16 protein-coding genes are annotated in these 21,737 nt (G+C 54.8%); 10 read left to right on the top strand and 6 right to left on the bottom strand.

Translation table 11 applies throughout. The annotated features are described in order from the left end of the window. Positions 1-86 precede the first annotated feature (86 nt). The 10 genes from ABKW30_RS03190 to ABKW30_RS03145 all read left to right on the top strand — a co-directional run bounded on the left by ABKW30_RS03190 (position 87) and on the right by ABKW30_RS03145 (position 9,464). The gene (locus tag ABKW30_RS03190; protein WP_348596560.1) at positions 87-878 is read left to right on the top strand and encodes an alpha/beta hydrolase; all 792 of its coding nucleotides are present in this window, start codon (positions 87-89) and stop codon (positions 876-878) included. A gap of 11 nt (positions 879-889) precedes the next feature. After that, positions 890-2,035 (top strand): benzoate/H(+) symporter BenE family transporter, encoded by a 1,146-nt coding sequence (locus ABKW30_RS03185; protein WP_348596559.1) that lies wholly within the window; start codon positions 890-892, stop codon positions 2,033-2,035. Between the two features lie 116 nt (positions 2,036-2,151). Then, positions 2,152-2,601, top strand: coding sequence for a DUF2852 domain-containing protein (locus ABKW30_RS03180; protein ID WP_348596558.1), 450 nt, complete (start codon positions 2,152-2,154; stop codon positions 2,599-2,601). 89 nt (positions 2,602-2,690) lie between these two features. Next, on the top strand, positions 2,691-3,461 hold the full coding sequence (locus tag ABKW30_RS03175; RefSeq protein ID WP_348596556.1) for a M48 family metallopeptidase: 771 nt from the start codon (positions 2,691-2,693) through the stop codon (positions 3,459-3,461). After that, a complete protein-coding gene (locus ABKW30_RS03170) occupies positions 3,461-4,102 on the top strand; it encodes a YdcF family protein (protein ID WP_348596554.1) in 642 nt (213 codons plus the stop codon). The genes ABKW30_RS03175 and ABKW30_RS03170 overlap by 1 nt, the downstream gene beginning before the upstream one ends. A gap of 220 nt (positions 4,103-4,322) precedes the next feature. Next, positions 4,323-4,982: a phosphoribosylanthranilate isomerase gene (locus ABKW30_RS03165; protein ID WP_348596553.1), complete on the top strand. Its 660-nt coding sequence runs from the start codon at positions 4,323-4,325 to the stop codon at positions 4,980-4,982. A gap of 14 nt (positions 4,983-4,996) precedes the next feature. Beyond that, a complete protein-coding gene (gene trpB / locus ABKW30_RS03160; RefSeq protein ID WP_348597595.1) occupies positions 4,997-6,247 on the top strand; it encodes a tryptophan synthase subunit beta in 1,251 nt (416 codons plus the stop codon). A gap of 2 nt (positions 6,248-6,249) precedes the next feature. Then, a complete protein-coding gene (trpA, locus tag ABKW30_RS03155; RefSeq protein ID WP_348596552.1) occupies positions 6,250-7,089 on the top strand; it encodes a tryptophan synthase subunit alpha in 840 nt (279 codons plus the stop codon). Between the two features lie 44 nt (positions 7,090-7,133). Then, positions 7,134-8,054, top strand: a complete 921-nt coding sequence (gene accD, locus ABKW30_RS03150) for an acetyl-CoA carboxylase, carboxyltransferase subunit beta (protein ID WP_348596551.1) — start codon at positions 7,134-7,136, stop codon at positions 8,052-8,054. Positions 8,055-8,132: 78 nt separating this feature from the next. Next, complete coding sequence (locus ABKW30_RS03145) at positions 8,133-9,464, top strand: folylpolyglutamate synthase/dihydrofolate synthase family protein (protein WP_348596550.1); 1,332 nt, start codon at positions 8,133-8,135, stop codon at positions 9,462-9,464. Positions 9,465-9,523: 59 nt separating this feature from the next. On the opposite strand, the gene trxA is transcribed toward ABKW30_RS03145, so the two are convergent. The 6 genes from trxA to ABKW30_RS03115 all read right to left on the bottom strand — a co-directional run bounded on the left by trxA (position 9,524) and on the right by ABKW30_RS03115 (position 21,689). Then, positions 9,524-9,874: a thioredoxin gene (gene trxA / locus ABKW30_RS03140; RefSeq protein ID WP_348597593.1), complete on the bottom strand. Its 351-nt coding sequence runs from the start codon at positions 9,872-9,874 to the stop codon at positions 9,524-9,526. A 420-nt stretch (positions 9,875-10,294) separates the two neighbouring features. Beyond that, a complete protein-coding gene (gene addA, locus ABKW30_RS03135) occupies positions 10,295-13,792 on the bottom strand; it encodes a double-strand break repair helicase AddA (RefSeq protein ID WP_348596549.1) in 3,498 nt (1,165 codons plus the stop codon). Next, entirely contained in the window at positions 13,789-16,929 is a 3,141-nt protein-coding gene (gene addB / locus ABKW30_RS03130; RefSeq protein WP_348596548.1) for a double-strand break repair protein AddB, read from the bottom strand. The genes addA and addB overlap by 4 nt, the downstream gene beginning before the upstream one ends. Continuing rightward, entirely contained in the window at positions 16,922-17,644 is a 723-nt protein-coding gene (locus ABKW30_RS03125; RefSeq protein WP_348596547.1) for a nucleotidyltransferase family protein, read from the bottom strand. Before ABKW30_RS03125 ends, addB begins: the two co-directional genes overlap by 8 nt. After that, positions 17,641-19,155 carry a tRNA (adenosine(37)-N6)-threonylcarbamoyltransferase complex ATPase subunit type 1 TsaE gene (gene tsaE / locus ABKW30_RS03120; RefSeq protein ID WP_348596546.1) on the bottom strand — a complete coding sequence of 505 codons (1,515 nt, stop codon included), beginning with the start codon at positions 19,153-19,155 and terminating at the stop codon, positions 17,641-17,643. The genes ABKW30_RS03125 and tsaE overlap by 4 nt, the downstream gene beginning before the upstream one ends. A 5-nt stretch (positions 19,156-19,160) precedes the next feature. Then, positions 19,161-21,689, bottom strand: coding sequence for an ATP-binding protein (locus ABKW30_RS03115; protein ID WP_348596545.1), 2,529 nt, complete (start codon positions 21,687-21,689; stop codon positions 19,161-19,163). Positions 21,690-21,737: the final 48 nt, after the last annotated feature.

The raw sequence follows: 21,737 nt of genomic DNA, 5'->3' as shown, positions 1-21,737 counted from the left end.
ATTATTTCAGTTTTATGCAATGGAGAGGACTTTCTTGACGCGTTTTCGCATGCAAAAAGATGAAGATAGAAAGCGAGTCGCGACCCATGACACTCTCTACACCGGAATATCTTGAGCTTAACGGAATCAATATTGCCTTGCGACGACGTGCCGGAACCGCCCCCGGCGTGGTTTGGCTCGGCGGTTACCGTTCCGACATGCTGGGCAGCAAGGCAAATTTTCTGGATGAATGGGCAACCGCAACCGGACATGCCTTCCTGCGCCATGACTATTCCGGACATGGCGAGTCGGGGGGCGAGTTTCGCGATGGGACCATATCGCTCTGGCTCGAACAAAGTCTCGGCGTGTTTCGGCAGTTTTCAACGGGACCGCAGATTATTGTCGGCTCATCCATGGGCGGCTGGATTGCCCTGCGCTTGCTGGCGGAATTGCAGCGGCTTGGCGAAGGTGGCCGCGTTGCCGGTCTTGTGCTGATTGCACCGGCTCCCGACTTCACCTCCGAGCTGGTGGAACCGAACTTGACCAACAAACAGCGCAAGCAGATCGCCGATCAAGGCTACATGGAAGAACCGTCGGAATATTCTGACCAGCCCTACATCTACACCAAGGCTTTGCTTGAAGATGGAAAATCCAATCAGGTTCTCAAAGGTGTTATCCAGACTGATTGTCCGGTGCACATCCTTCAAGGCATGCAGGATGAGGATGTTCCGTACAAACATGCGATGAAACTCGTGGACCATCTTCCCGTCGATGATGTGACCATTACGCTGGTTCGCGATGGCGATCACAGACTATCGCGCCCGCAGGACCTTGAACTTTTGGGCCGAACCGTGTCTTCAATGGCAGATAGTATAAAGCCCATTCCCTCCGTCCAATAATCAGGCTCGCCATGCGCTTTTCCGTGATTGCCTCTGCTGTCGTTGCTGCCATCGTTGGATTTGGCGGGACGCTCGCGCTTATTATCGCGGCGGCGAATGCTCTTGGTGCAACTCAGGCTCAAACCGCAAGCTGGGTTACCGCGAGCTGTCTCGCCATGGTTGCCGCCACCGGCTATCTCAGCTGGCGCTACAAGATGCCCATCATCAGCGCCTGGTCAACGCCGGGTCTCGCGCTCATCGGCAGTTCCATCGGTTTTACGATGCCACAGGCTGTTGGTGCGTTTATCGTCACAGCCATTGCAATTATCCTCACCGGCCTGATCAAACCCATATCGACCTTCGTATCCAAAATACCTGCGTCGATTGCCTCTGGTATGCTTGCGGGAGTGCTCTTTGCTTTTTTGATTGGCGCAGCACGAACAGTTCCCATTGATCCCCTCTTCGTTTTGCCGCTTGTGCTGCTGTTCTTCGTCATCCGTCTTTTCAATCCGGCTATGGCAGTCCTTGCCGTTCTGTTCGGCGGCGTGATCTTTGCTTTCGCCACTGGCCGTGTAGCCAGCGTGCCCGCAATTGAACTATCGACGCTCAACCTGATCATGCCGGTTTTCGACATGCACGCGATGATCGGTCTCGCCTTGCCACTTTATCTCGTCACGATGGCATCGCAAAACCTGCCGGGCTTTGCAGTGCTGCGCGCAGCGGGGTATGAGCCACCTACAGCCTCGGCGTTGCAGGTGACGGGACTTGTATCGCTTTTCAGTGCGCCATTCGGTGCGATTACCAGCAATATGGCGGCAATTTCAGCTGCGATCTGCACGGGCCCGGACGCGCATCCCGATCCGGCGAAACGCTGGCTGACCGGACCGTTCTATGCGCTCAGCTACCTCGTATTTGCTATTTTCGGGGCATCTCTTGTGGCTCTCTTTGCCGTACTTCCCGCTCCCTTGATCGCGCTTGTTGCGGGCCTCGCACTGATAGGCGCCTTCGTCAACGCACTGGCACTTTCGCTGAAAATCGAGGAAGAACGCCTTGCTGCAATCGTCACTTTTGCAGTCACAGCATCGGGTATTACGATCGCCGGAATTGGTGCCGCCTTCTGGGCTTTGGTAGCCGGACTTCTGGTTGCCGGGTTGGAGCACGCAAAGAAACGGTCCTGATTTCAATCCCTTGCAGTAATTGGAATCACGTTTTCTTGAAAAGCCGCAATGTTTTTCCCATGTCGTTCTTAATCGACCAATTAGGGTCGGGGCTTCTTAAGAAGGAAGGGCTCAATATGAACAATGCTGCTTTGATCCGGCCGGGCTGGACTCCCGCGACCATCGCTCTGATGATCATCGGTTTCATGCTTTTCTGGCCACTTGGTTTTGCCATGCTTGCCTACATCATCTGGGGTGATCGCCTCGAAGGGTTCAAGCGCGACGTGAACCGCAAAACGGACAGTTTCTGCGGTGCATTCCGCCGTAACAAGCGTTCGGCACATTTCGGCCGCGCTCCATTTGGCACGGGTAATGCCGCTTTTGACGAATGGCGCGATAAAGAACTTGAGCGTCTCAACGAAGAGCGCCGCAAGCTCGAAGAAATGCGTGCGGAATTCGAAGATTATGCAAACGAGCTACGCCGTGCCAAAGACCGTGAGGAGTTTGATCGCTTCATGGCCGAACGTAATGCAGTCGCGAAAAAACCATCGGGCACAGTGCCGGATGTGAAAGACGATCAGGAATAATTATTGCCTGATTTCGCTTCGCAGGGCGGCGCCGGTGAAACTCCGGTGCCGCTTTTGTTTTGTTCTACGAATCAATTACTATCGAGACCATGATCCTATCGCTCTTTCGGGCCTCGCCTCCCAAGCCAGTCAAGAAATCGGCCACTTTGCGGGCCGAGCGGAGCTATGAGGTAGCGGGCCGAATCCTGCCGTTACGTGTCATGGAGAATGCGCGGGCAACGCGGCTGACGCTGCGCATTGATGCAGGCGGCAAAGGCCTGCGAATGACCGTGCCTCCCGGTGTCCCCTCACGTGAAATCGACAAGTTCCTTGTACGGCATGAAGGCTGGATCGAAACGCGTATCGCCAAGATGCCGGATCAGCCGAAGGTTCGCCCGGGTGTGAAAATCCCGGTGCGCGGCGTGCCGCATCTGATTGTCCATGAGCCCGCTGCGCGCGGAACCGTGCGGCAGGAGAATGGTGCTGAGGGTCCGCGCCTGATCGTGTATGGCGACCGGCCCCATCTTGCACGGCGTGTTGGCGATTTTCTCAAGCGCGAAGCCAGACGCGACCTTGAAATTCTCGTAGCCCGGCATACGGCGACGGTCGGGCGGCGTGCCAAAGTCATTCGCATCAAGGATACCAAGAGCCGCTGGGGTTCATGCACCTCAGATGGCACGCTGGCATTTTCCTGGCGCATCATGATGGCTCCGCCCCCGATCATCGATTATCTTGTTGCGCATGAAGTGGCGCATCTGAAGGAAATGAACCACGGCCCCAAATTCTGGAAATTGTGCGGCGAGCTGTGCCCGGATACTGAACGTTGCAAGGCTTGGCTGAAGCGCAATGGTAGCTCGCTGCAGGCAATCGACTTCACCTGATGTCTGCCGCTGTTTCCCCTGCCGTACTTGCAGCAAGCCGCATACTTTGGAATTTCCATCTTGTCTATGACAAGCTTTCACGAGCAGACCTGATCGTCGGGCTCGGCAGTTATGATCTGCGTGTGGCCGACCATTGTGTTGATCTGCTGAACCAAGGCCTCGCTAGTCAAATTCTGTTTACCGGCAAATCCGGGAACTGGACGGGCGGGCTTTACAAGACATCGGAGGCGGAAGCCTTTGCCGAACGTGCCATGGAACTTGGTGTTTCTGCACAAGCCATATTGATCGAACCAGAGGCCACCAATATCGGCGAGAACATTCGCTATGCACACAACATGGCGGGAAATGCAGTGAAGCGCATTATCATCGTTACCAAGCCTCAGACGCAGCGCCGGGCATTTGCGACGGTTCGAGCGCAATGGCCTGATGTAGAGGCAATGGTGACAGCCCCGCCAACACCGTTTGATGAGCAACCTATCCCAGCCTATCCGATGGAAAACTTCATCAATGAAATGGTCGGCGACGTGAAGCGGGTGATAGATTATCCGGCCAAGGGTTATCAGATTCCGCAACATATCCCGGCACATGTCGCAGATGCGTTCGATTTTCTTGTGAAAGCCGGTTACGACAACCATCTTTAATTGAGTTGGTTACATTAGTTTTGTGCGTGGTTCGCCCTTCGACAGGCTCAGGATGAGCTCACCATGAGGGAGGTGGGGTGATTGCAGGGAGCAAAAATCTGCAACGCAGGCGATTGGCTTGCAACTCCACGTTCCTCATGGTGAGCTTGTCGAACCACGCACTATATCTGATGCAACCAAAATCCTCGACTTTGACGCATTTTCATGCGAGTTGCGCCCTATGAGCCTTGATATCAAAATATGCGGGTTGAAAACCGACGATGCAGTTGCCGCGGCACTGGATGGCGGTGCGACGCATATTGGCTTCATTTTCTTTGCAAAAAGCCCGCGAAATATCGATCCGGTAGAGGCTGGACGGCTTCGCAAAGCAGCCATAGGCAAAGCAAAGGCTGTTGCCGTTACGGTCGATGCAGATAACGCAACGCTTGACGCCATCGTTGAAGCGCTGGAGCCTGATTTCCTGCAACTGCATGGCCACGAAAGTGTCGAGCGGGTGGCCGAGGTCAAGGCGTGCTTCAGACTGCCGGTCATCAAGGCTTTTGCCATACGCGAGCAAAGCGATCTCGATCAGGTTGAGCCCTATATCGGCGTTGCCGATTTCTTTCTCTTCGACGCAAAGCCACCAAAAGGCTCCGAGCTTCCGGGCGGAAATGGCATCGCGTTTGACTGGCAGGTGTTGAGCACGCTTGACGGCAAGGTTCCTTACATGCTTTCGGGCGGACTAAACGCGGGTAATATCGGCGAGGCGCTGCAAGCGACCAATGCGCGCGGTATCGATATTTCATCGGGTGTGGAGTCCGCTCCGGGCGTCAAAGATGTTAGCCTGATCAAAGAGTTTTTTCAGGCGGTACGCGCCGCACAGAGCGTGAATGCGGTATGACAGGGAGTATAGTGGTGGACAAGGCGGTTGAACCCAATTCATTCAAGACAGGCCCCGATGAAGAGGGCATGTTTGGCATTTTCGGTGGACGGTTCGTCGCCGAAACCTTGATGCCGCTCATCCTTGAACTACAGCAGGCCTATGATGATGCGAAGAACGATCCTTCATTCAAGGCAGAACTTCAGGAACTCTCAACCCATTATGCCGGACGGCCCTCCAAGCTCTATTATGCTGAAGGGCTGACCAAGCATGTACGCCAGCTTGCCAGGGATCAGGGCCTTGATGGCGGCGCGAAGATTTACTTCAAACGCGAAGATTTGAACCACACGGGCAGCCACAAGATCAACAATTGCCTCGGCCAGATCCTGCTTGCCAAGCGCATGGGCAAAACCCGTATCATCGCTGAGACGGGCGCTGGCCAGCACGGCGTTGCATCCGCCACCGTTTCCGCGCGGTTTGGTCTGCCTTGCGTTGTTTATATGGGCGCGACCGACGTTGAACGGCAGAAGCCGAATGTGTTTCGCATGAAACTGCTCGGTGCCGAGGTAAAGCCAGTCTCTTCAGGACATGGCACGCTGAAGGATGCAATGAACGAAGCCCTGCGCGATTGGGTTTCCAATGTTGATGACACCTATTACCTGATCGGTACTGCCGCTGGCCCGCATCCCTATCCTGAACTCGTGCGTGACTTCCAATCGGTCATCGGCACAGAAGCCCGCGAGCAAATTCTGGAGCGCGAAGGTCGTCTCCCCGACACCATTATTGCTGCCGTTGGCGGTGGTTCCAATGCAATTGGATTGTTTCATCCATTCCTGGATGACAAGAGCGTCGAAATCATTGGCATTGAAGCCGGTGGTCGTGGACTTGAGGGCGAAGAACATTGCGCTTCAATGAGCGCTGGAAGCCCGGGTGTACTGCACGGCAACCGCACCTATCTTCTGCAAAATGCCGATGGCCAGATTCTTGACGGCCACTCGGTTTCGGCAGGGCTGGACTATCCCGGCGTAGGTCCTGAACATTCATGGCTGCGCGATACGGGCCGGGTTTCCTATGTGCCGATTCTAGATGATGAAGCTCTGGAAGCCTTCACGCTGACAACGCGTACGGAAGGTATTATTCCCGCGCTTGAATCAGCGCATGCAATTGCTCATGCGGTAAAGATCGCGCCAAAAATGGCGCAGGACAAGATCATGATCGTCAATCTATCGGGCCGCGGCGATAAGGACGTGCATACGGTCGGTCAATTGCTTGGGATGGATATTTGACAATGGCGACACGTATCGATGCAAAATTTGCCGCTTTGAAAGCTGAGGGTCGCCCGGCACTGGTTACTTACTTCATGGGCGGTGACCCTGATTTTGAAACCTCGTTGAAGATCATGCAGGCCCTGCCGCGTTCCGGCTCCGACATTATCGAGCTTGGCGTGCCTTTCTCAGATCCAATGGCTGATGGCCCGGCCATTCAAGCTGCTGGTCTGCGCGCGCTCAAGAAGGGCATGTCGCTGACAAAGACGCTCGAGATGGCGGCGTGTTTCCGCGAAACCGACAACACCACGCCGATCGTCATGATGGGTTATTACAATCCCATTTACATTTACGGTGTGGACCGTTTTCTGAAAGATGCTGTGGCATCGGGCATTGATGGTCTAATCATCGTTGACCTTCCACCTGAGATGGATGAGGAACTGTGCATTCCTGCAATCAAGGCCGGTATCAACTTCATCCGCCTAGCAACACCAACGACCGATGAAAAGCGTCTGCCAAAGGTTCTGCAGAACACATCGGGCTTTGTTTATTATGTCTCGATGAACGGGATCACCGGATCGGCGCTACCGGATACCACAAAGATTGCCGCTGCCGTTCACCGCATCAAGCAGCATACGGATTTGCCTGTCGTGGTTGGTTTTGGCGTGAAGACTGCGGAGCAGGCCAAGGTCATGGGCGCATCTGCCGATGGGGTGGTTGTAGGCACTGCAATCGTCAATGCCGTAGCCAATACGATCAATCCGGATGGCTCATTGGTGACCGATCCAGCAGAGGCTGTGGCGACGATGGTGCAGGGCCTATCGAGCGGCGTACGTGCGGTGCGACTTGCAGCGGCGGAATAGAAGCCTTAAATCAACCTTCCGATAGATAAAAAACAGGACCGATCATGAACTGGATCACGAATTACGTCCGGCCGAAGATCAATTCGATGCTTGGACGTCGTGAAATGCCGGAAAACCTCTGGATCAAAGATCCCGAGTCCGGCGAAATGGTGTTTCATACGGATCTGGAAAAGAACCAGTGGGTCGTCCCTTCGTCCGGGCATCATATGCGCATTCCAGCCAAGGATCGGTTGAAGTTTTTCTTCGACAATGGCGTTTACGAAACCTTGGAACAGCCCAAGGTCGCGACTGATCCGCTGAAATTCCGCGACGAGAAGCGCTATGTTGATCGTTTGAAGGAGCATCGCTCCAAGACCGGTCAGGAAGACACGATCATCAATGCTCTTGGCACGATTGAAGGTCTCCCAGTCGTCGTGACGATCCACGATTTCAACTTTATCGGTGGTTCGCTGGGAATGGCGGCCGGTGAAGCCATTATCAAAGGCTTCGAAACCGCTATCGCTCAAAAGAAACCTTTGGTGCTTTTCGCTGCTTCCGGCGGCGCACGCATGCAGGAAGGTATTCTTTCGCTCATGCAATTGCCACGCACCACTGTTGCCGTGGAAATGCTGAAAGAAGCCGGTCTGCCTTATATCGTTGTTCTCACCAATCCGACGACGGGCGGCGTCACGGCATCCTACGCCATGCTTGGCGACATTCACATTGCAGAGCCGGGCGCATTGATCGGCTTTGCCGGACAGCGCGTTATCGAACAGACCGTTCGCGAGAAACTGCCTGAAGGCTTCCAGCGTGCGGAATATCTCAAGAGCCACGGCATGGTTGACATGGTTGTTCCGCGCACCGAGCTGAAAACCACTATTGCGCGACTTTTGAAGATGTTGGTGGGCGAGCCTGCAACCGAAAAGGCTGTCGAACCCCAAGTGGAAGAGTCCGCGGTGCCAGCGGTGGTTGAAGCTCAATCCTGATAGGATCGTGCTGCTGCTCGGAGTTTATTCGGGCAGCGCTGCCAACAATCAAACCAGAACCGCTTCAGGAACCGCATTTTGACGTTATCCCGTGCCGAACAGGAAATAGAGCGACTTCTCAGCCTGCATCCCAAGGGTTTTGATCTCTCCTTGGGTCGGATCACCCGGCTTCTGGATACGCTCGGCAATCCGCATTTGAAGTTGCCACCAGTCATTCACGTTGCTGGTACAAACGGCAAGGGTTCCGCCACAGCCTTTTCCCGCGCATTGCTGGAAGCTGCTGGCTATACGGTTCACGTTCACACGTCGCCACATCTTGTCCACTGGCACGAGCGCTATCGCTTGGGGCGCCCCGGCGGTGGCAAGCTGGTTGATGACGATGTGCTGTTTGATGCGGTCCGGCGAGTAGCCGACGCCAATGGGGGGCAGCAGATCACTGTTTTCGAAATCCTGACTGCCGTGACTTTCGTGCTGTTTGCCGAGTATCCTGCTGATGCGGTCATTCTCGAGGTCGGGCTTGGCGGCCGCTTTGATGCAACCAATGTCATTCCGGAACCAGCCGTCAGCGTTATCATGCCGATCTCCCTGGATCATCAATCCTATCTGGGCGACCGGGTTGAACTCATCGCCGCCGAGAAGGCCGGGATTATCAAGGCTGGCTGCCCTGTCATCATCGGCGCACAAGAGCACGAGGCCGCTCGTACAGTACTGATCGAGACAGCCGAGCGCCGCGATTGCCCATACAGCGTTTATGGGCAGGATTTTCTCAGTTTCGAAGAACGGGGCCGGATGGTCTATCAGGACAATACGGGCTTGTTGGACTTGCCGTTACCGAGCCTACCCGGACGTCATCAACTGGCAAATGCAGCAGCGGCCATTCAAGCGGTTAGAACCGCAGGCTTCACTATCCCTGACCATGCTGTTGAAACGGCTATGGGTACTGTCGAATGGCCTGCACGGATGCAGCGCCTGTCTAAGGGCAAGCTGGTTGAAATGGCAGTGCCCGGCTCTGAAATCTGGCTGGATGGCGGCCATAATCCTGGAGCTGGAATGGTGATAGCAGAGGCTATCGCAACCCTTGAGGATCGCAGCCAGCGACCGCTTTTTCTAATCACCGGAATGATCAATACCAAGGACCCGGTTGGTTATTTTCAGGCTTTTACGGGGATGGCACGACATGTTTATACCGTGCCGATCAGTTCTACGGATGCCGGCATCCCGCATGAAGAACTTGCACTGTCAGCGCAGGAAGCCGGACTTTCAGCCGAGCCCGTCCATTCCGTCGAAAATGCCTTGAAGATATTGCGCGACAGCTGGGATAAGACCGAGCCCTCACCACGAATATTGATTGGTGGCTCGCTCTATCTGGCAGGCGATGTCCTGTCACAGAATGAAACACCACCACAATAATTCCGGATACAAAAAAGCCCACTGAAGAGCGGGCTTTTAATGCAGAGATGCCGGATTGATCAGGCAGCAGAATTCTTGATCCAATCGGAAAGCTTGCTCTTGGGAGCAGCGCCAACCAGATTGGCCGCAAGTTCGCCATCCTTGAACAAAAGCAAGGTTGGAATTGAACGGACGCCGAACTGGGCAGCCAATTCAGGATTCTCGTCAATGTTTACCTTGGCAATCGTGACCTTGCCGTCCATTTCGGCAGCGATCTCTTCAAGCGCTGGAGCAATCATCTTGCACGGACCGCACCATTCTGCCCAAAAATCCACAACGACGGGCTGGCTGGCCTGAATTACGTCGGACTGGAAATTGCTGGTGTCGATTTTGACGGTGGTAGCCATGAAGCTTTTCCTTAACCTGTGAATGTGTTGCCAATCATGTGGTGAGTCTGCTCGAGGTAGTCAAGCGGAGTCCTGTCACGATTCAGTGCAATCTCACACCTGAGTGCTTTCAACCCTGCGTTTGTTGCCGAAACGGATTAGCCCAATCAATACTCGGATGTATCAGTTTTGAGGGCGAAGCAGCAGCACTGTTCCAGCCAGTGCACCGGGGAGATGGCCTCCCCGGCTGAGGCATACGGCCATATGCCCTCAAAATTTGGAGCAATAGATATGTGGTATCTGCCATTATCTATTACCTTTGAAGTGCGAAAACCCGGACCAGCTGGACACTGACAATCCGGGTTCAATTGATAGCTTAAGGTAAACGTGGGGTAGGCAAAGCTTACCCCACACTCCAAGACGAATATAGCACTTATCGCAGAAATTCCAAGTTCCTCGTTCGGTTCAACCCAACCGCTCCAGCGCGCTTTGCATTACCTCTGCCGGGATGTTGATCAGATGTGGACCTTCCGTGAAAAGCAGTGCCGCTTCCACCGCTTTGCCGGGATAAAGCGGCTCAAGCAGTTTCCGGTATAGGGCGAGCTGAGCGACATAGGCATCGGGAACTTTGGAAAGATCGCGCGGGGGTGGCCGGTTCGTCTTGTAATCGACAATGACGACCCTGTTTTCACTGACAGCAAGCCTGTCGATGACGCCGGAAACAGCGTGATCTTTTCCACGAATATGCAGCGTTCCCATGATAGCTACTTCAGCCAGTGATCCTGATGCAAATACAGTCGCAAAACCGGGGGAATCCAAAACGGCAAAGACCGGTTCCAGCGCATTCCGGGTTTCTGCCGGCTCCCAATCGAAAGCGGCGCGGCTCATATAACGCTGCGCTGCCTGCATACGCTGCTCATCCGGAATATCCGGCAAAGTCTGCAACAAGGCATGGATGACTGTGCCCCGGCGTATGGTAAAGGATGGATTTTTGCCTTCCGTAGCAAGAACCGGCGAGCCGGTTACCAGTGGGGCTTCGTCGTCTGGTTCAATCAGAACCGAGACACCTGAGGGCGCGAGCGGCCTTGGCAGGCCTGCTTCGCGCGGCATTGGTATACGGTAGGTCGGCGGAAACGGCAGTACTCTGGGTTCAAGCGCGAGCTCTGGTTCTGGAATTGAAGGAGCACTTCGCGGCGTTACCCGGTAACGCTTGGCAACCACGGAATCTACCACATGCTGCACTGGTTCACTCAAATCGGCCAACGCCGCTTCGACCAAGCCATGCCAAGTGTCCGGTGCCTGCCGCGCGCCGCGATAACCACAAACGATCAGCCTGTCTTCAGCGCGGGTCATGCCGACATAAAGCAGCCGGCGATATTCCTCTTCTGATCTCACCTTCAGGCTATCGACGAGGCGGGTCGTAAAGGCAGTTGAATAGGATTTTCCGGGCACGAACAGGAAGCCTTTGCCGTGCCAGCCGCTATCCTCTTTCATATCAAATGAAAGCAGATTGGGTGTGCGCCCACCCGAAGAGGCCGAGCTGCCGGAATCCACGAGAAACACCACTGCCGCCTCAAGACCCTTTGCTGCGTGCACGGTCATGATGCGTACTTCGTTGCGGCTTTGATCCAGTTCGCGTTTGATTTCTGGCGTTACTGCTTCCAGTGTTTCAAGGAAGGCCTGCAGGCCCGGCAAGCCGGTCTTTTCGGTGGCAATCGCATAGTTCTGAAATTCGTCGATAACATCGCCCGCCTCGTGCCCAAGCCGCGCAAGAAGCTCCCTGCGCGCGCCGCCGCGACCAAGAATATCCCCATAAAACTCAAAAACAGGAACCGTGTCAGCGCGATTGCGCCATTCCTGAAGGCGTGCCGCGACGGGAGCCAGCAGCAGATCATCCTTTGCTTGAGCTATCAGCCTTTCAAAAAGGGTTTCATTGGCAGCCCGCTCATAGCCCAGAGTAAAGAGCTGATCATCATCCCATTTGAACAAAGGGCTTTTGAGCAGTGCCGCCAGTGAAAGATCGTCCGACGGCAGAAGCATGAAGCGGCCAAGCGCCATGAGATCCTTGATGGCAATGTGATCGGTCAGTTTCAGCCGATCCGCGCCCGCCACAGGCACATGACGTTTTTTCAACTCACGTGAAAGAGCGGGCATAAACTGATCGCGCTTGCGGACCAGCACCATGATGTCACGCGCTTCCAGACGGCGGTTCTGGCCCTCGATGACTTCACCGTTCCTCAGCCAATGTTCGATGGTACGTGCAATATGCTCGGCCAGCCGTACCGGAGGAGCAGGAAGGCTATCGACAGGCGTGCGCCAATCATCCTCTTCCGGTGCTGTTTCCGGTGTCAGCATATCCCAAATCTGCACTTCGCCCGGCTCATGGTCGCGGATCGGTGTATGGATGGTAGGGCCATGATCCGTACCAAAACCACGATGAGCCTCGGGGCGTTTGAACACCTTGTCGACCGCGGACAGTACATCCGGCGAGGACCGGAACGAGAAGTTGAGATTAACCCGCTCGAAGCTCAGCTTGGCTTCATCGGTTTTTCGCTTTGTCGCCCTGCCATGCTTCGCAAAGTCTTCCGGAATTGCTCCCTGAAACGAATAAATCGATTGCTTCTCATCACCAACCGCAAACAGCGTACGGCGCACCTCGCGCGCAGTCTTGCCTGTGAAGAATTCTTCGCTGAGCAGGCGGATAACATTCCATTGGTTCGGGCTGGTATCCTGTGCTTCATCGACCAGAATATGGTCGATTCCCTTGTCCAGCTTGTATTGCACCCAAGGCCCGGCATCCTGCCGCGCCAACAATGCCACGGTTCGAACAATGAGATCATCGAAGTCGAGCAAGCCACGGCCCTTTTTCATGTGCTCATAGCGGCCGATCAGATCATCGACGACGACCAAAGCGGACAGGGTCAATCGAATAAGACGCAGCTGTTTGAGCCGATCCAAACCTTCGAACACACGCTGAGCCGCCTTATCATAAAGCTCTGCGAAATCTGGGAACCGCTCCGCCACCCCCTTTGTACCGACATAGGAGCCGCTTTTGGGCTCACCCGTCGCCTTTAGGAACGCGGCCCTCAATGCTTCTTCGCGCTGATCCTTACCCGGCTCAAACTTCGCTTCCAGCAGGATCATCGCAAATTCCTGTGCACGCGTTGCGCTCTTCGGTATATCAAGAATTGAACGCAGCATTTGTTGGTCGAACTCTTCGACCGGCCAAATTGCAGAAAGGATGTTGTCCTCGGTCTCCTCGCCGCTGAAGCCGAAATGTGAATAGAATGCTGGTCTGCGCAGATCGTCGTGACCAACTTCACGGATGAAGCGGGTCAGATCATTGCGTTTGTTCACGGCCTCGTCGAGCAGTTCCTGCAGACCGAATTCACCAGCCGCCTCCAGCACATCGGCAAAGGCCGCAGCCAACTCGACATTATGATCGAGGCGCGCCGATTGCAGCACCTGACGCCGCGCCTCGCCAATAAGCGCAACCTGCATCATGTCGTCCATCAGTTCAAAATGGCCGGCAATATTTGCCTCCAGCGGGAACTGATGCAGGATCGCCTCGCAAAATGCGTGGATTGTCTGGATTTTCAGGCCACCCGGCGTTTCCAGTGCACGCGCAAACAATCTGCGCGCCTGTGCTAAACGCTCAGGGCCGGGAGTAGTGTCATCAATTTGCTCGATGATCTTGGCAAGCGCCGCCGCATCCATGGTTGCCCAATCGGAAAGGCGGGCAAATACGCGGTTCTGCATGACTGCCGCAGCGGCTTTCGTATAGGTCAGGCAAAGGATTTTTGACGGATCGGTTCCGTCAAGCAGCAAGCGGATAACCCGGTCTGTAAGAACGTAGGTCTTGCCTGAACCGGCATTGGCCGACACCCAGACGGAGTCTCGCGGATTGGCCGCCTTACTCTGGCTGCGGGTTGTTTCCTGAGGTATGGTGCGCGGCTTTCTCATTCGCCTTCGCCTCCGTCCTCGGCCCCACCTGCCGACCACTCAAGTACGCGTGCCAAGTGATCATAATCACCCGTGAGATCGCTTTCCCTGAATGGCAACGCACGCGACAGATAACCTTTGTGCGGATCGTGATAGGCCGTCAGCAGTTCGTTCAAACGTAGCCACGATAGTTCACCGAGTTCCGGCGCAGTCTTCTCACTGCCGTTCGCAGCGGAGCCAACCCTCAAGATTGATTCAGGATCGACCCTGCCGTTTGGCCGCAAGCGGACATAGAGAAGATCGGCGGCTTCACGCGCACCGACTTCGTGAAAAGCGCCTCGAGCCAGCAAAGCCGCCTCAAGCGCAAGTTGCGGCGACAGGAGGACATGCGCCTGACGCTTGGACGGCGTTGACCCGGTCTTGTAGTCGATGATCTCGACTGTACCATCACGGCGTAAATCCACCCGGTCTGCCCGCCCTGAAAGGGTAACGCCAGTCGCCTCAACGGCAATTTTCTTCGACGCTATTTCGGGATGGCGCTCGGCGATAAGGTGGTCGCGTTGCCGCTCCCAGTTCAAGTATTCCGGTACCAGCGATTGGAAGCGGGGCCACCAAACAGCATCGATTTCTTCCGGCAATGCTATATCATCAAAGTACTGCCTGCCGATTTCCAGCAAAAGCTTGGACGCGTCCGCACGCATAGGATCAATGCGCTTCTCTGTGAAATGCGCCAAGATGTTGTGAAACAGCGAGCCGCGCTCTGCCACATCTGGGTCACGGATCAACGGCTCAATGGGCCGCAATCGCAATATGCGCTTGGCAAAAATGGCATAAGGATCTCGACGGAGTGTCTCGATTTCCGTCACCGAGAAATGCTTCGGGCGGGCTGACAATGGCGGCTTGGGCTCCGGCCGTCTTACAAAATCCTCATCCGGCGCATGGTCGATTTCGCGGGCCCAACCAAGATATTTTGCACCCCGCTTGCGCATTTCTTCCGTAGCAAGATTGCCAAGGACTGTTTCAAGCCGTTGCAACCAGCGCGAAGCAACTGTAGGCGCATTGGCCGAGCGTTGCGCGCGGGTGAGAATGACCTGATCCATCCCCAGCGCCATCTGAAAATCATGAGCCGCAAGGCCGGTGCGGCGTTCAGGGGGATCGAGATTTATGATGGATTTCATTGGTCGCGACATGAATGGGTCATTGCGCGTTTTACCGGGCCAAGAGCCTTCATTAAGGCCACCGATTATCATTGTATCTACTGTTTGAAGGCGCGCTTCGAGCGCACCCCAGATGAACAGACGCGGGTGCGCTCCGCTCTTTGGTTTTACAACCTCTCCCGCAATCAGAGCTTCGATCATTGCGGGGAACTCCGCGACCGGAAAATCCAACCCTGAATCTGCCGAGACAAGGTTACGAAGAAAAGCGGCAAACTGCTCTCCGGCAGCACCAGTGTAAAGCGCGGCAATATCGCCCTTTTCATCCCGTGCGAGATTTTCAAGACTGGCGACAACAGCCTCAATGATTTGTGGAAGCTGTATCTGTTCCGCTAATTCAGCAAAGCCAACCAACGGTTCCACTGATTGGCTGAGTGCTTTGCAAACAATGCGAGCAGACTCGATTCTGGCGGCATTGATCTGACGAAGCCAGACAGGCTCGAAAGGCGTATTGCCGCTTTCCGCAAGGCGTTTTTCGAAATGCTGTTCGAAATCGGACAGGGTAGCCCGCCCGGTACCTCCGCGAAGCGCAATCAGTTCAATCGTTTCTGCTGCCTGACGCACCACAACGCGGTCCAGTCCAAGCCGCGTGAGTGGATGTTTGAGCAAAGCCAGAAGAGCAACCGGATCGCCAGGGTTGAAAACGATGTCCAATACCAAACGCATCAGCGCCGCAGGTTGCGTTTCCCGCATGGCATGTCCGCCAGAGTCATCCGCTGCAATATTGAAACGGGCAAGTTCCGTCGATACACGCCGAGCCAAATCACGGTCGGCTGTAATTAGAGCTGCAGTCTTTCCGGGTTGCTCAATGGCATCGCGCAAAGCAATCGCGATGCTCAGCGCTTCCTCGCGTTCATTGGAAGCCTCAATCAGAGCGATGGAAGCTACCGCCGCAGAAAACTTACCACTGTTGCGGTTGATATCCGCCCATGCCTCACTGGTGTCCGCAGGCCGCATAGCCTCGGCCAAAAGGTTTTCCCGCTGACGCTTTTCGGGCGTGATCTTGCCCAGCACAGCCACGTCTTGACGCAGTACACCGAGTTCACCAAGCAATTTGCGTAGCCCATATTGCGGGTGACCAAAGATAGAAGGGTTGTCGGCAGTATTTGCCAGTACATTCCAACTGACCGAATCCATATCGCGATCAAGCCCGGGAAGAACCAGGGCGCCCTTGGGCAGCGAAGCAATGGCGGCCAGCAGTTTGGCTGTAGCAGGAATGGAACCTGTAGAGCCGGCAGCGATAACAGGACCTTGCGGCGCCTTGCGCAGAAGCCTCTCAGCCTCGAGTTCAATCAGACGATTACGGTGAGCAGCAGGATTTGAACGTCGACGCTCGGCCAGAATCTCCGGCCAGAGACTGGTAACGATGTTGAGGAAGTCGAGCGTGACCTGCCACCAATTCGGCAGTTCTTCCGAAATAATGTTGGAAAGTGTCGACCATCCAGTCGACTCCGTCTCCACCTGATCCATAAGCCCGGCCAGATCGCGCGCCAGCCAGATTGCATCGGCTGTGGTAGCCGGGATCGCGATTTCTTCATTTCCGAACAGGGCACGTACATGTTCTGGCAGGCGCTCCCGCCATGGCCGAACCAACCGGGCCAAGAGCAACAGCCTTTCCGCGCCCCCGATTGGCGGGAGAAGATCAAAGAATGCATCCGATCCCATGTCGAACATGGCGGCATCTTCATCGACATCGCCCAATGGACGAATGACCGGAAGAATAGCGGATTTGACCGGACTCTTTTCGACTAGAAGCGAGCGCAGTGTGCGCGCCGCGCGCCGGGTCGGTACATAAATGGTCGCCTGCGCCAACGCCATCGGATCATTGGGATTGGCCGGATAACCCGGTATCAGCGTTCCTGATTGCAGTGCATCGACTAGAGCCGGAAGAAACGGCGTACCCGGCGCTATGGAAAAAATCTTCGGATTCTGGCGCTCAGCCATGAATCCCCTGCTTGGCAATAGCGGCATTCGCCTCGGCTATCGCACCAGGCGTTCCTACTGTGAGCCACAAACCATCCATTGACTTGCCAAAGAGCCGGTCTGAGGCAATCGCTTCATCGAAATATCTGTTCAAGGAGATTTTTCCGGAAGGTGCATTGGCAAAAATGCGTGGGTGAATGATCGCTGCTCCCGCATAAATGTAAGGTGACGTTTCGCCGGGCTTCAAGCGTCGCAACTGTCCTGTGCCGCTCATGCTGAAATCACCGCCACCCTCACGGCCGACGGCTTGATCCATATGTGCGATCATCAGAAGAATATCCATGCTCGCATCATCCCACCCTTCGGCCAGCAGGACAAGGTTGGGCTTGTCACCATCCGTCCAAAAGGTGTCTGCATTCAGCACATAGAACGGTTCTGTGCCGATCTGCGGCAATGCCTTGATGATGCCACCTGCGGAGTCGAGCAATTGCTCCCTCTCATCGGAGATGACTATGGCCGGCGATGCGCGTCCTGCAAGATGTTTCTCCAGCTGGTCGGGTAGATAATGCACGTTTACAATAGCGCGCTTTACGCCCGCGACAGCCAACGCATCAAGCCCCCAATCAATTAATGATTTGCCGGCTACACTTACCAAGGGCTTTGGTATTGTATCGGTAACAGGCGCCATGCGCTTGCCTAAGCCAGCAGCAAGAACCATCGCGGTATCGGGTGTCATGCTTCAATCCTATGGGCGAGTATTCCATTCTTTTCGCACCAATCCTTGACGGGCGCCAGAGCTGGATGATCGATGACCCGCTCAAGATACGCACGGATGCGAGGAAGGTGTTTCAGATAGAAGGGCTTGCCGTCGCGCTCATGAAGGCGAACGAATATTCCGAGAATCTTGGCATTTCGCTGCGCCGCCATAATGGCAAAGGATTTTCTAAAGCTTACTTCGTCAAAATAAGCACTTCCCTTGCAGCGCTCATCAATATAGGCGGCCAGCAGTGCATCCTGCATCTCCGGCGGGACAGTGACTCTGGCATCCATGACAAGTGACGCGACATCATAGGCGGCAGGACCTATCATCGCATCCTGAAAGTCAATCAGCCCGACACGGTCTGTTCCATCTTTTCCTGCCTGCCAAAGGATATTGGGTGAGTGAACGTCACGCAGAAGCAAGCTTTTTTCCACATCACTTAGCTGACTAAATACTTTACTCCAAGCGGATATGAATTGCTGCTTCACTTCAGGATTCAGTGGTGCGCCGTTCATCCTTGGCACATACCAATCCGAGAGCAGTTCCACTTCGATCATCATTGCATCACTGTCGAAGTCGTGGATGTGATGCGCGACATCAGCAGTCACTGATGCGTCATGCGGCCACGAAAGCTGGTGCAGCCTGGCAAGTAACCGCACCGCTGCTTCATAACGTTCCACGATAGGCAACCCATCCCCGTCAAGAATACCTTCGTTGCCAAGATTCTCGATAATGAGAAAACCATTCTGCAAATCCTCCGCATGGATTTGCGGAACCTTAAAGCCTTTGGATGCCAAGAGCCGGTCCACGGCGGCGAATGCATTCACGGACTGGGAAAGATGCGCAATCTGCATATAGGTTTTACCATCACGCAGGATTGGACCACCCGGATTATAGGGCGAGTTCATTAGAATGAGAGGTGTTCCACTGCCCGTTGAGACGGTTTCATAGCCCCGCGCCGATGCGTCACCGAGCAGATAACGGCGCTCGGCGTACGGCAAGTCCGACTTTGCCAAGAATGAGCGGACAGCCAATGAGCGTTCAAGTCGCGCCAGAACTTCTGTCTTTCCCTCGATGATCGCTTTGCGACCACCCCCATCATCAAGGAGTGTGATGCTCAAACCGACCGTTGGCAAAAAACCATCGGAACGTTCAGGCCATTCTACGAGCACAATCCCCTCTTGCAGCGCCTCATCGAGACCAAGCTCATCGATCTCATCCGCAGTTGAGAGGCGGTAGAGATCCACATGATTTACAGGCAGGCGGAGTTCCGGATAGGACTGCACGATCGTGAAAGTCGGGCTTGGCACGTCAAAATTGCCATCATCCGCAATGGTGCGGATCAAGCCACGAGCCAATGTCGATTTGCCTGCGCCAAGATCGCCGCTCAGCGTGACTAAATCACCTTTACGCAAGCATAGGCCAACATCCTGACCCAAGCGTGCCGTATCTTCAGCAGTAGCTAATTTTACAACAAACGAGTTCATGCAGATCATTCAGCGGCAAGGCTGAAGGAGCGTGCCTCCAGCGGGAAGCGGCAAGTGACCAGCGTACCCTTACCGGCAGAACTGTTTATATCAACTGTTCCGCCGTGCAGTTCAACAAAGCCCTTGACGATGGAAAGGCCAAGCCCCGCACCCCGTTTGCGACCGCCGTTTGGATAAGGCTGGAAGCGCTTGAAGATACTGTCGAGCACATAATCCGGCATTCCAGGGCCATTATCCATGACGCTGAAAACCATTTCTGTCTGCTCGCGCCAGCACTTCAGAGTGATCGTGCTGCCCTCCGGAGCGTAATTTGCAGCATTGCTGAGGAGGTTGGACAAAACCTGCTTGATGCGGGCGGCATCAGCACGGAACGAACCAGTCCCCGCCTCAATGCGGGTGTCGAGGAGGATATTGTGCTCCTTGAGCCGGTCCGCGACTTTCTCCGAGGCCACGGTAACAGCGTCCGTGACCGAGACATCGCTGATATCAAGCTCCATGATCCCCGCATCCACTGTTGCAAGATCAAGAATGTCATTCACGATGGTCAAGAGTACAGACGAGGACGTGCCGATATGATCGAGGTAATCCCGCTGACGATCGTTCAGTGGTCCGGTCATCGGTGTTTGAAGAAGTTCCGTAAAGCCCATGATATTTGTTAAAGGCGAACGCAATTCGTAAGAGACGTGCTGGACAAAATCATTCTTGAGTTCGTCGGTACGCTCAAGGGCTTCGTTCTTTTCTTTCAGCGCTCTCTCAACCTGAACAGAATCCGTCACATCCACAAAAGTCAGCATTGTCTGGCCGTTTGGCAATGGCGCCGTTGCATAAGACAATATTTTACCGGTGGTAAGTTCTATGTGGCCAGTCAACGAGAGGCGCTCATCATCAAAGCCCGTGACCGTCGTTACAAAGGATTCCCAATTGTCCACATCCGAGACAGGCTCGCAGACTTTCCTGATTGCCGAAATATGCGTTCCTTCCGCAACCTGCTCACTCTTGAGCGACCAGAGAGATGCGAATGCGGGATTGGCGAGACGTACTTTTCCGTCTGAACCAAACACCGCTACCCCTTCTGCGAGATAATCGAGCGTCTGACCCTGAACTTTAATCAGCGTATTATAACGGCTCTCGAGTTCGAGCTTCTCGGTGAGGTTTTCGAAGACCCATGTAACCCCACCTTTCGGCTGCGGGTTGACGATAACCCGCAATGTACGGCCATCGGTCAAATGCCAGACATATTCCTGCGACTCGATGGAATGATAGGCCGTAAGAACCTGCTCTTTCCAGCGCCGCCAGTCCGGCTGTTCCGGTAGTATGCCGTCACTGCGGAAACGATCAAGCAGCATGGCGTTGTCGGGATTGCTTTCGAGGAATGGTGTTTCCAGCCCCCAGAGCTTGGCGAATGCCTGATTGAAGAATTGCAGTTTACGATTGGCGTCAAACATAGCCACTGCGGAGTTCAACTGATCCAACGTGTCAGAATGATTGAGAACAGTCCGCTTGAACTCTTCACGGATCAATTCTATCTCACTGATATCAATCGCCAAACCTGCCGAGCCGGTGCTCGCGGTAATATCCGTCACATCGAACATATGTCTATCACCGCCAACGACAGTCGATAGCTGATCATGAAATTTGTGGTTTAGCGTCTTGTCACGCTCGATCCGCTCGCGCGCCTGGGCACCGAAAAGCTCACGGCCTTCATGTACCGCGCTATTGGGATCACGTTCATCGACTGCTCTGGCATAGGCCAGATTGACCCAGTTCAACTTGCCTTCGCTACTACGGCTCCATGCAGGCACGTTGATAGCATCCAAGAGGCCGCGCAGTGTCGCGACGGCTTCGCTCAGATGATAATTTTCGGTTTTAAGAAGTGCCTGCGCGGCGCGAACTTCGCCGGGATTGATGAAGCGTACAATGGCGTAGCCGCCTGATGTGCGGCCCTGCACCTCCAAAGGTGCACCTTTCGATGTTTCGATAGCGATATCGAAAGGCCGGGCTTTCTCCCGCAACGCGGATACTGATCTGTCGAGCAGAGTGACCGACTCCACCCGCAACCAGCGGCCAAATGCCAGAAACAAAGCGCGACTTTCAGGAACACCGATCTCTGGCGGCAGATTGCCGATGAGCGCAGGCGTTGCAGAATTGCCTTCCCAGACAATAACGCGTTGATCCTTGAGGTTGAGCAAGGCTTCGTTACGCTGAACTGTAACGTTGAGATCCGCCACCTTGTCGCGCAAATGACGGTTTTCATGAGCAATGCGGCTTCGCTCGCGGATCAACCAGCCGGCGGAGAGCAATGCGGCGCCCATGGCGCCAAGGAACATTGCGAATTGCACGACTTCAAACGTACCAACCTTCATCCCGAAAGGTGTATCAATCAGGCCAAGCACGTCTTCAGCACGAGCGGATAAGGAAGATGTCAAGAGGATCGGCAGCGCGGAAACTGCGCTCAGCGCCCGGGTTTGCAGCCTGTTTAGCACCGGTCGTTTGTGTGCTGCATCTTCACTGCGAACATCACTTCTCATTCTCATATCAACCGTCGCAGCCCCATCCAGACGAATGCCGGTAGCTCTTTTCCA

This window comes from Phyllobacterium sp. SB3, assembly GCF_040009165.1.
Taxonomy (GTDB): Bacteria; Pseudomonadota; Alphaproteobacteria; order Rhizobiales; family Rhizobiaceae; genus Phyllobacterium.
The sequence above is the reverse complement of the archived record's forward strand: the minus strand, read 5'-3'. Positions and strand labels throughout refer to the sequence as shown.

What these genes read in the sequence shown, in the direction of transcription:
- ABKW30_RS03190 (WP_348596560.1), top strand. Translation starts at nt 87, where the DNA reads ATGACACTCTCTACACCGGAATATCTTGAGCTTAACGGAATCAATATT.
- ABKW30_RS03185 (WP_348596559.1), top strand. Translation starts at nt 890, where the DNA reads ATGCGCTTTTCCGTGATTGCCTCTGCTGTCGTTGCTGCCATCGTTGGA.
- ABKW30_RS03180 (WP_348596558.1), top strand. Translation starts at nt 2,152, where the DNA reads ATGAACAATGCTGCTTTGATCCGGCCGGGCTGGACTCCCGCGACCATC.
- ABKW30_RS03175 (WP_348596556.1), top strand. Translation starts at nt 2,691, where the DNA reads ATGATCCTATCGCTCTTTCGGGCCTCGCCTCCCAAGCCAGTCAAGAAA.
- ABKW30_RS03170 (WP_348596554.1), top strand. Translation starts at nt 3,461, where the DNA reads ATGTCTGCCGCTGTTTCCCCTGCCGTACTTGCAGCAAGCCGCATACTT.
- ABKW30_RS03165 (WP_348596553.1), top strand. Translation starts at nt 4,323, where the DNA reads ATGAGCCTTGATATCAAAATATGCGGGTTGAAAACCGACGATGCAGTT.
- trpA (WP_348596552.1), top strand. Translation starts at nt 6,250, where the DNA reads ATGGCGACACGTATCGATGCAAAATTTGCCGCTTTGAAAGCTGAGGGT.
- accD (WP_348596551.1), top strand. Translation starts at nt 7,134, where the DNA reads ATGAACTGGATCACGAATTACGTCCGGCCGAAGATCAATTCGATGCTT.
- addA (WP_348596549.1), bottom strand. Translation starts at nt 13,792, where the DNA reads ATGAGAAAGCCGCGCACCATACCTCAGGAAACAACCCGCAGCCAGAGT.
- addB (WP_348596548.1), bottom strand. Translation starts at nt 16,929, where the DNA reads ATGGCTGAGCGCCAGAATCCGAAGATTTTTTCCATAGCGCCGGGTACG.
- ABKW30_RS03125 (WP_348596547.1), bottom strand. Translation starts at nt 17,644, where the DNA reads ATGACACCCGATACCGCGATGGTTCTTGCTGCTGGCTTAGGCAAGCGC.
- tsaE (WP_348596546.1), bottom strand. Translation starts at nt 19,155, where the DNA reads ATGAACTCGTTTGTTGTAAAATTAGCTACTGCTGAAGATACGGCACGC.
- ABKW30_RS03115 (WP_348596545.1), bottom strand. Translation starts at nt 21,689, where the DNA reads ATGAGAATGAGAAGTGATGTTCGCAGTGAAGATGCAGCACACAAACGA.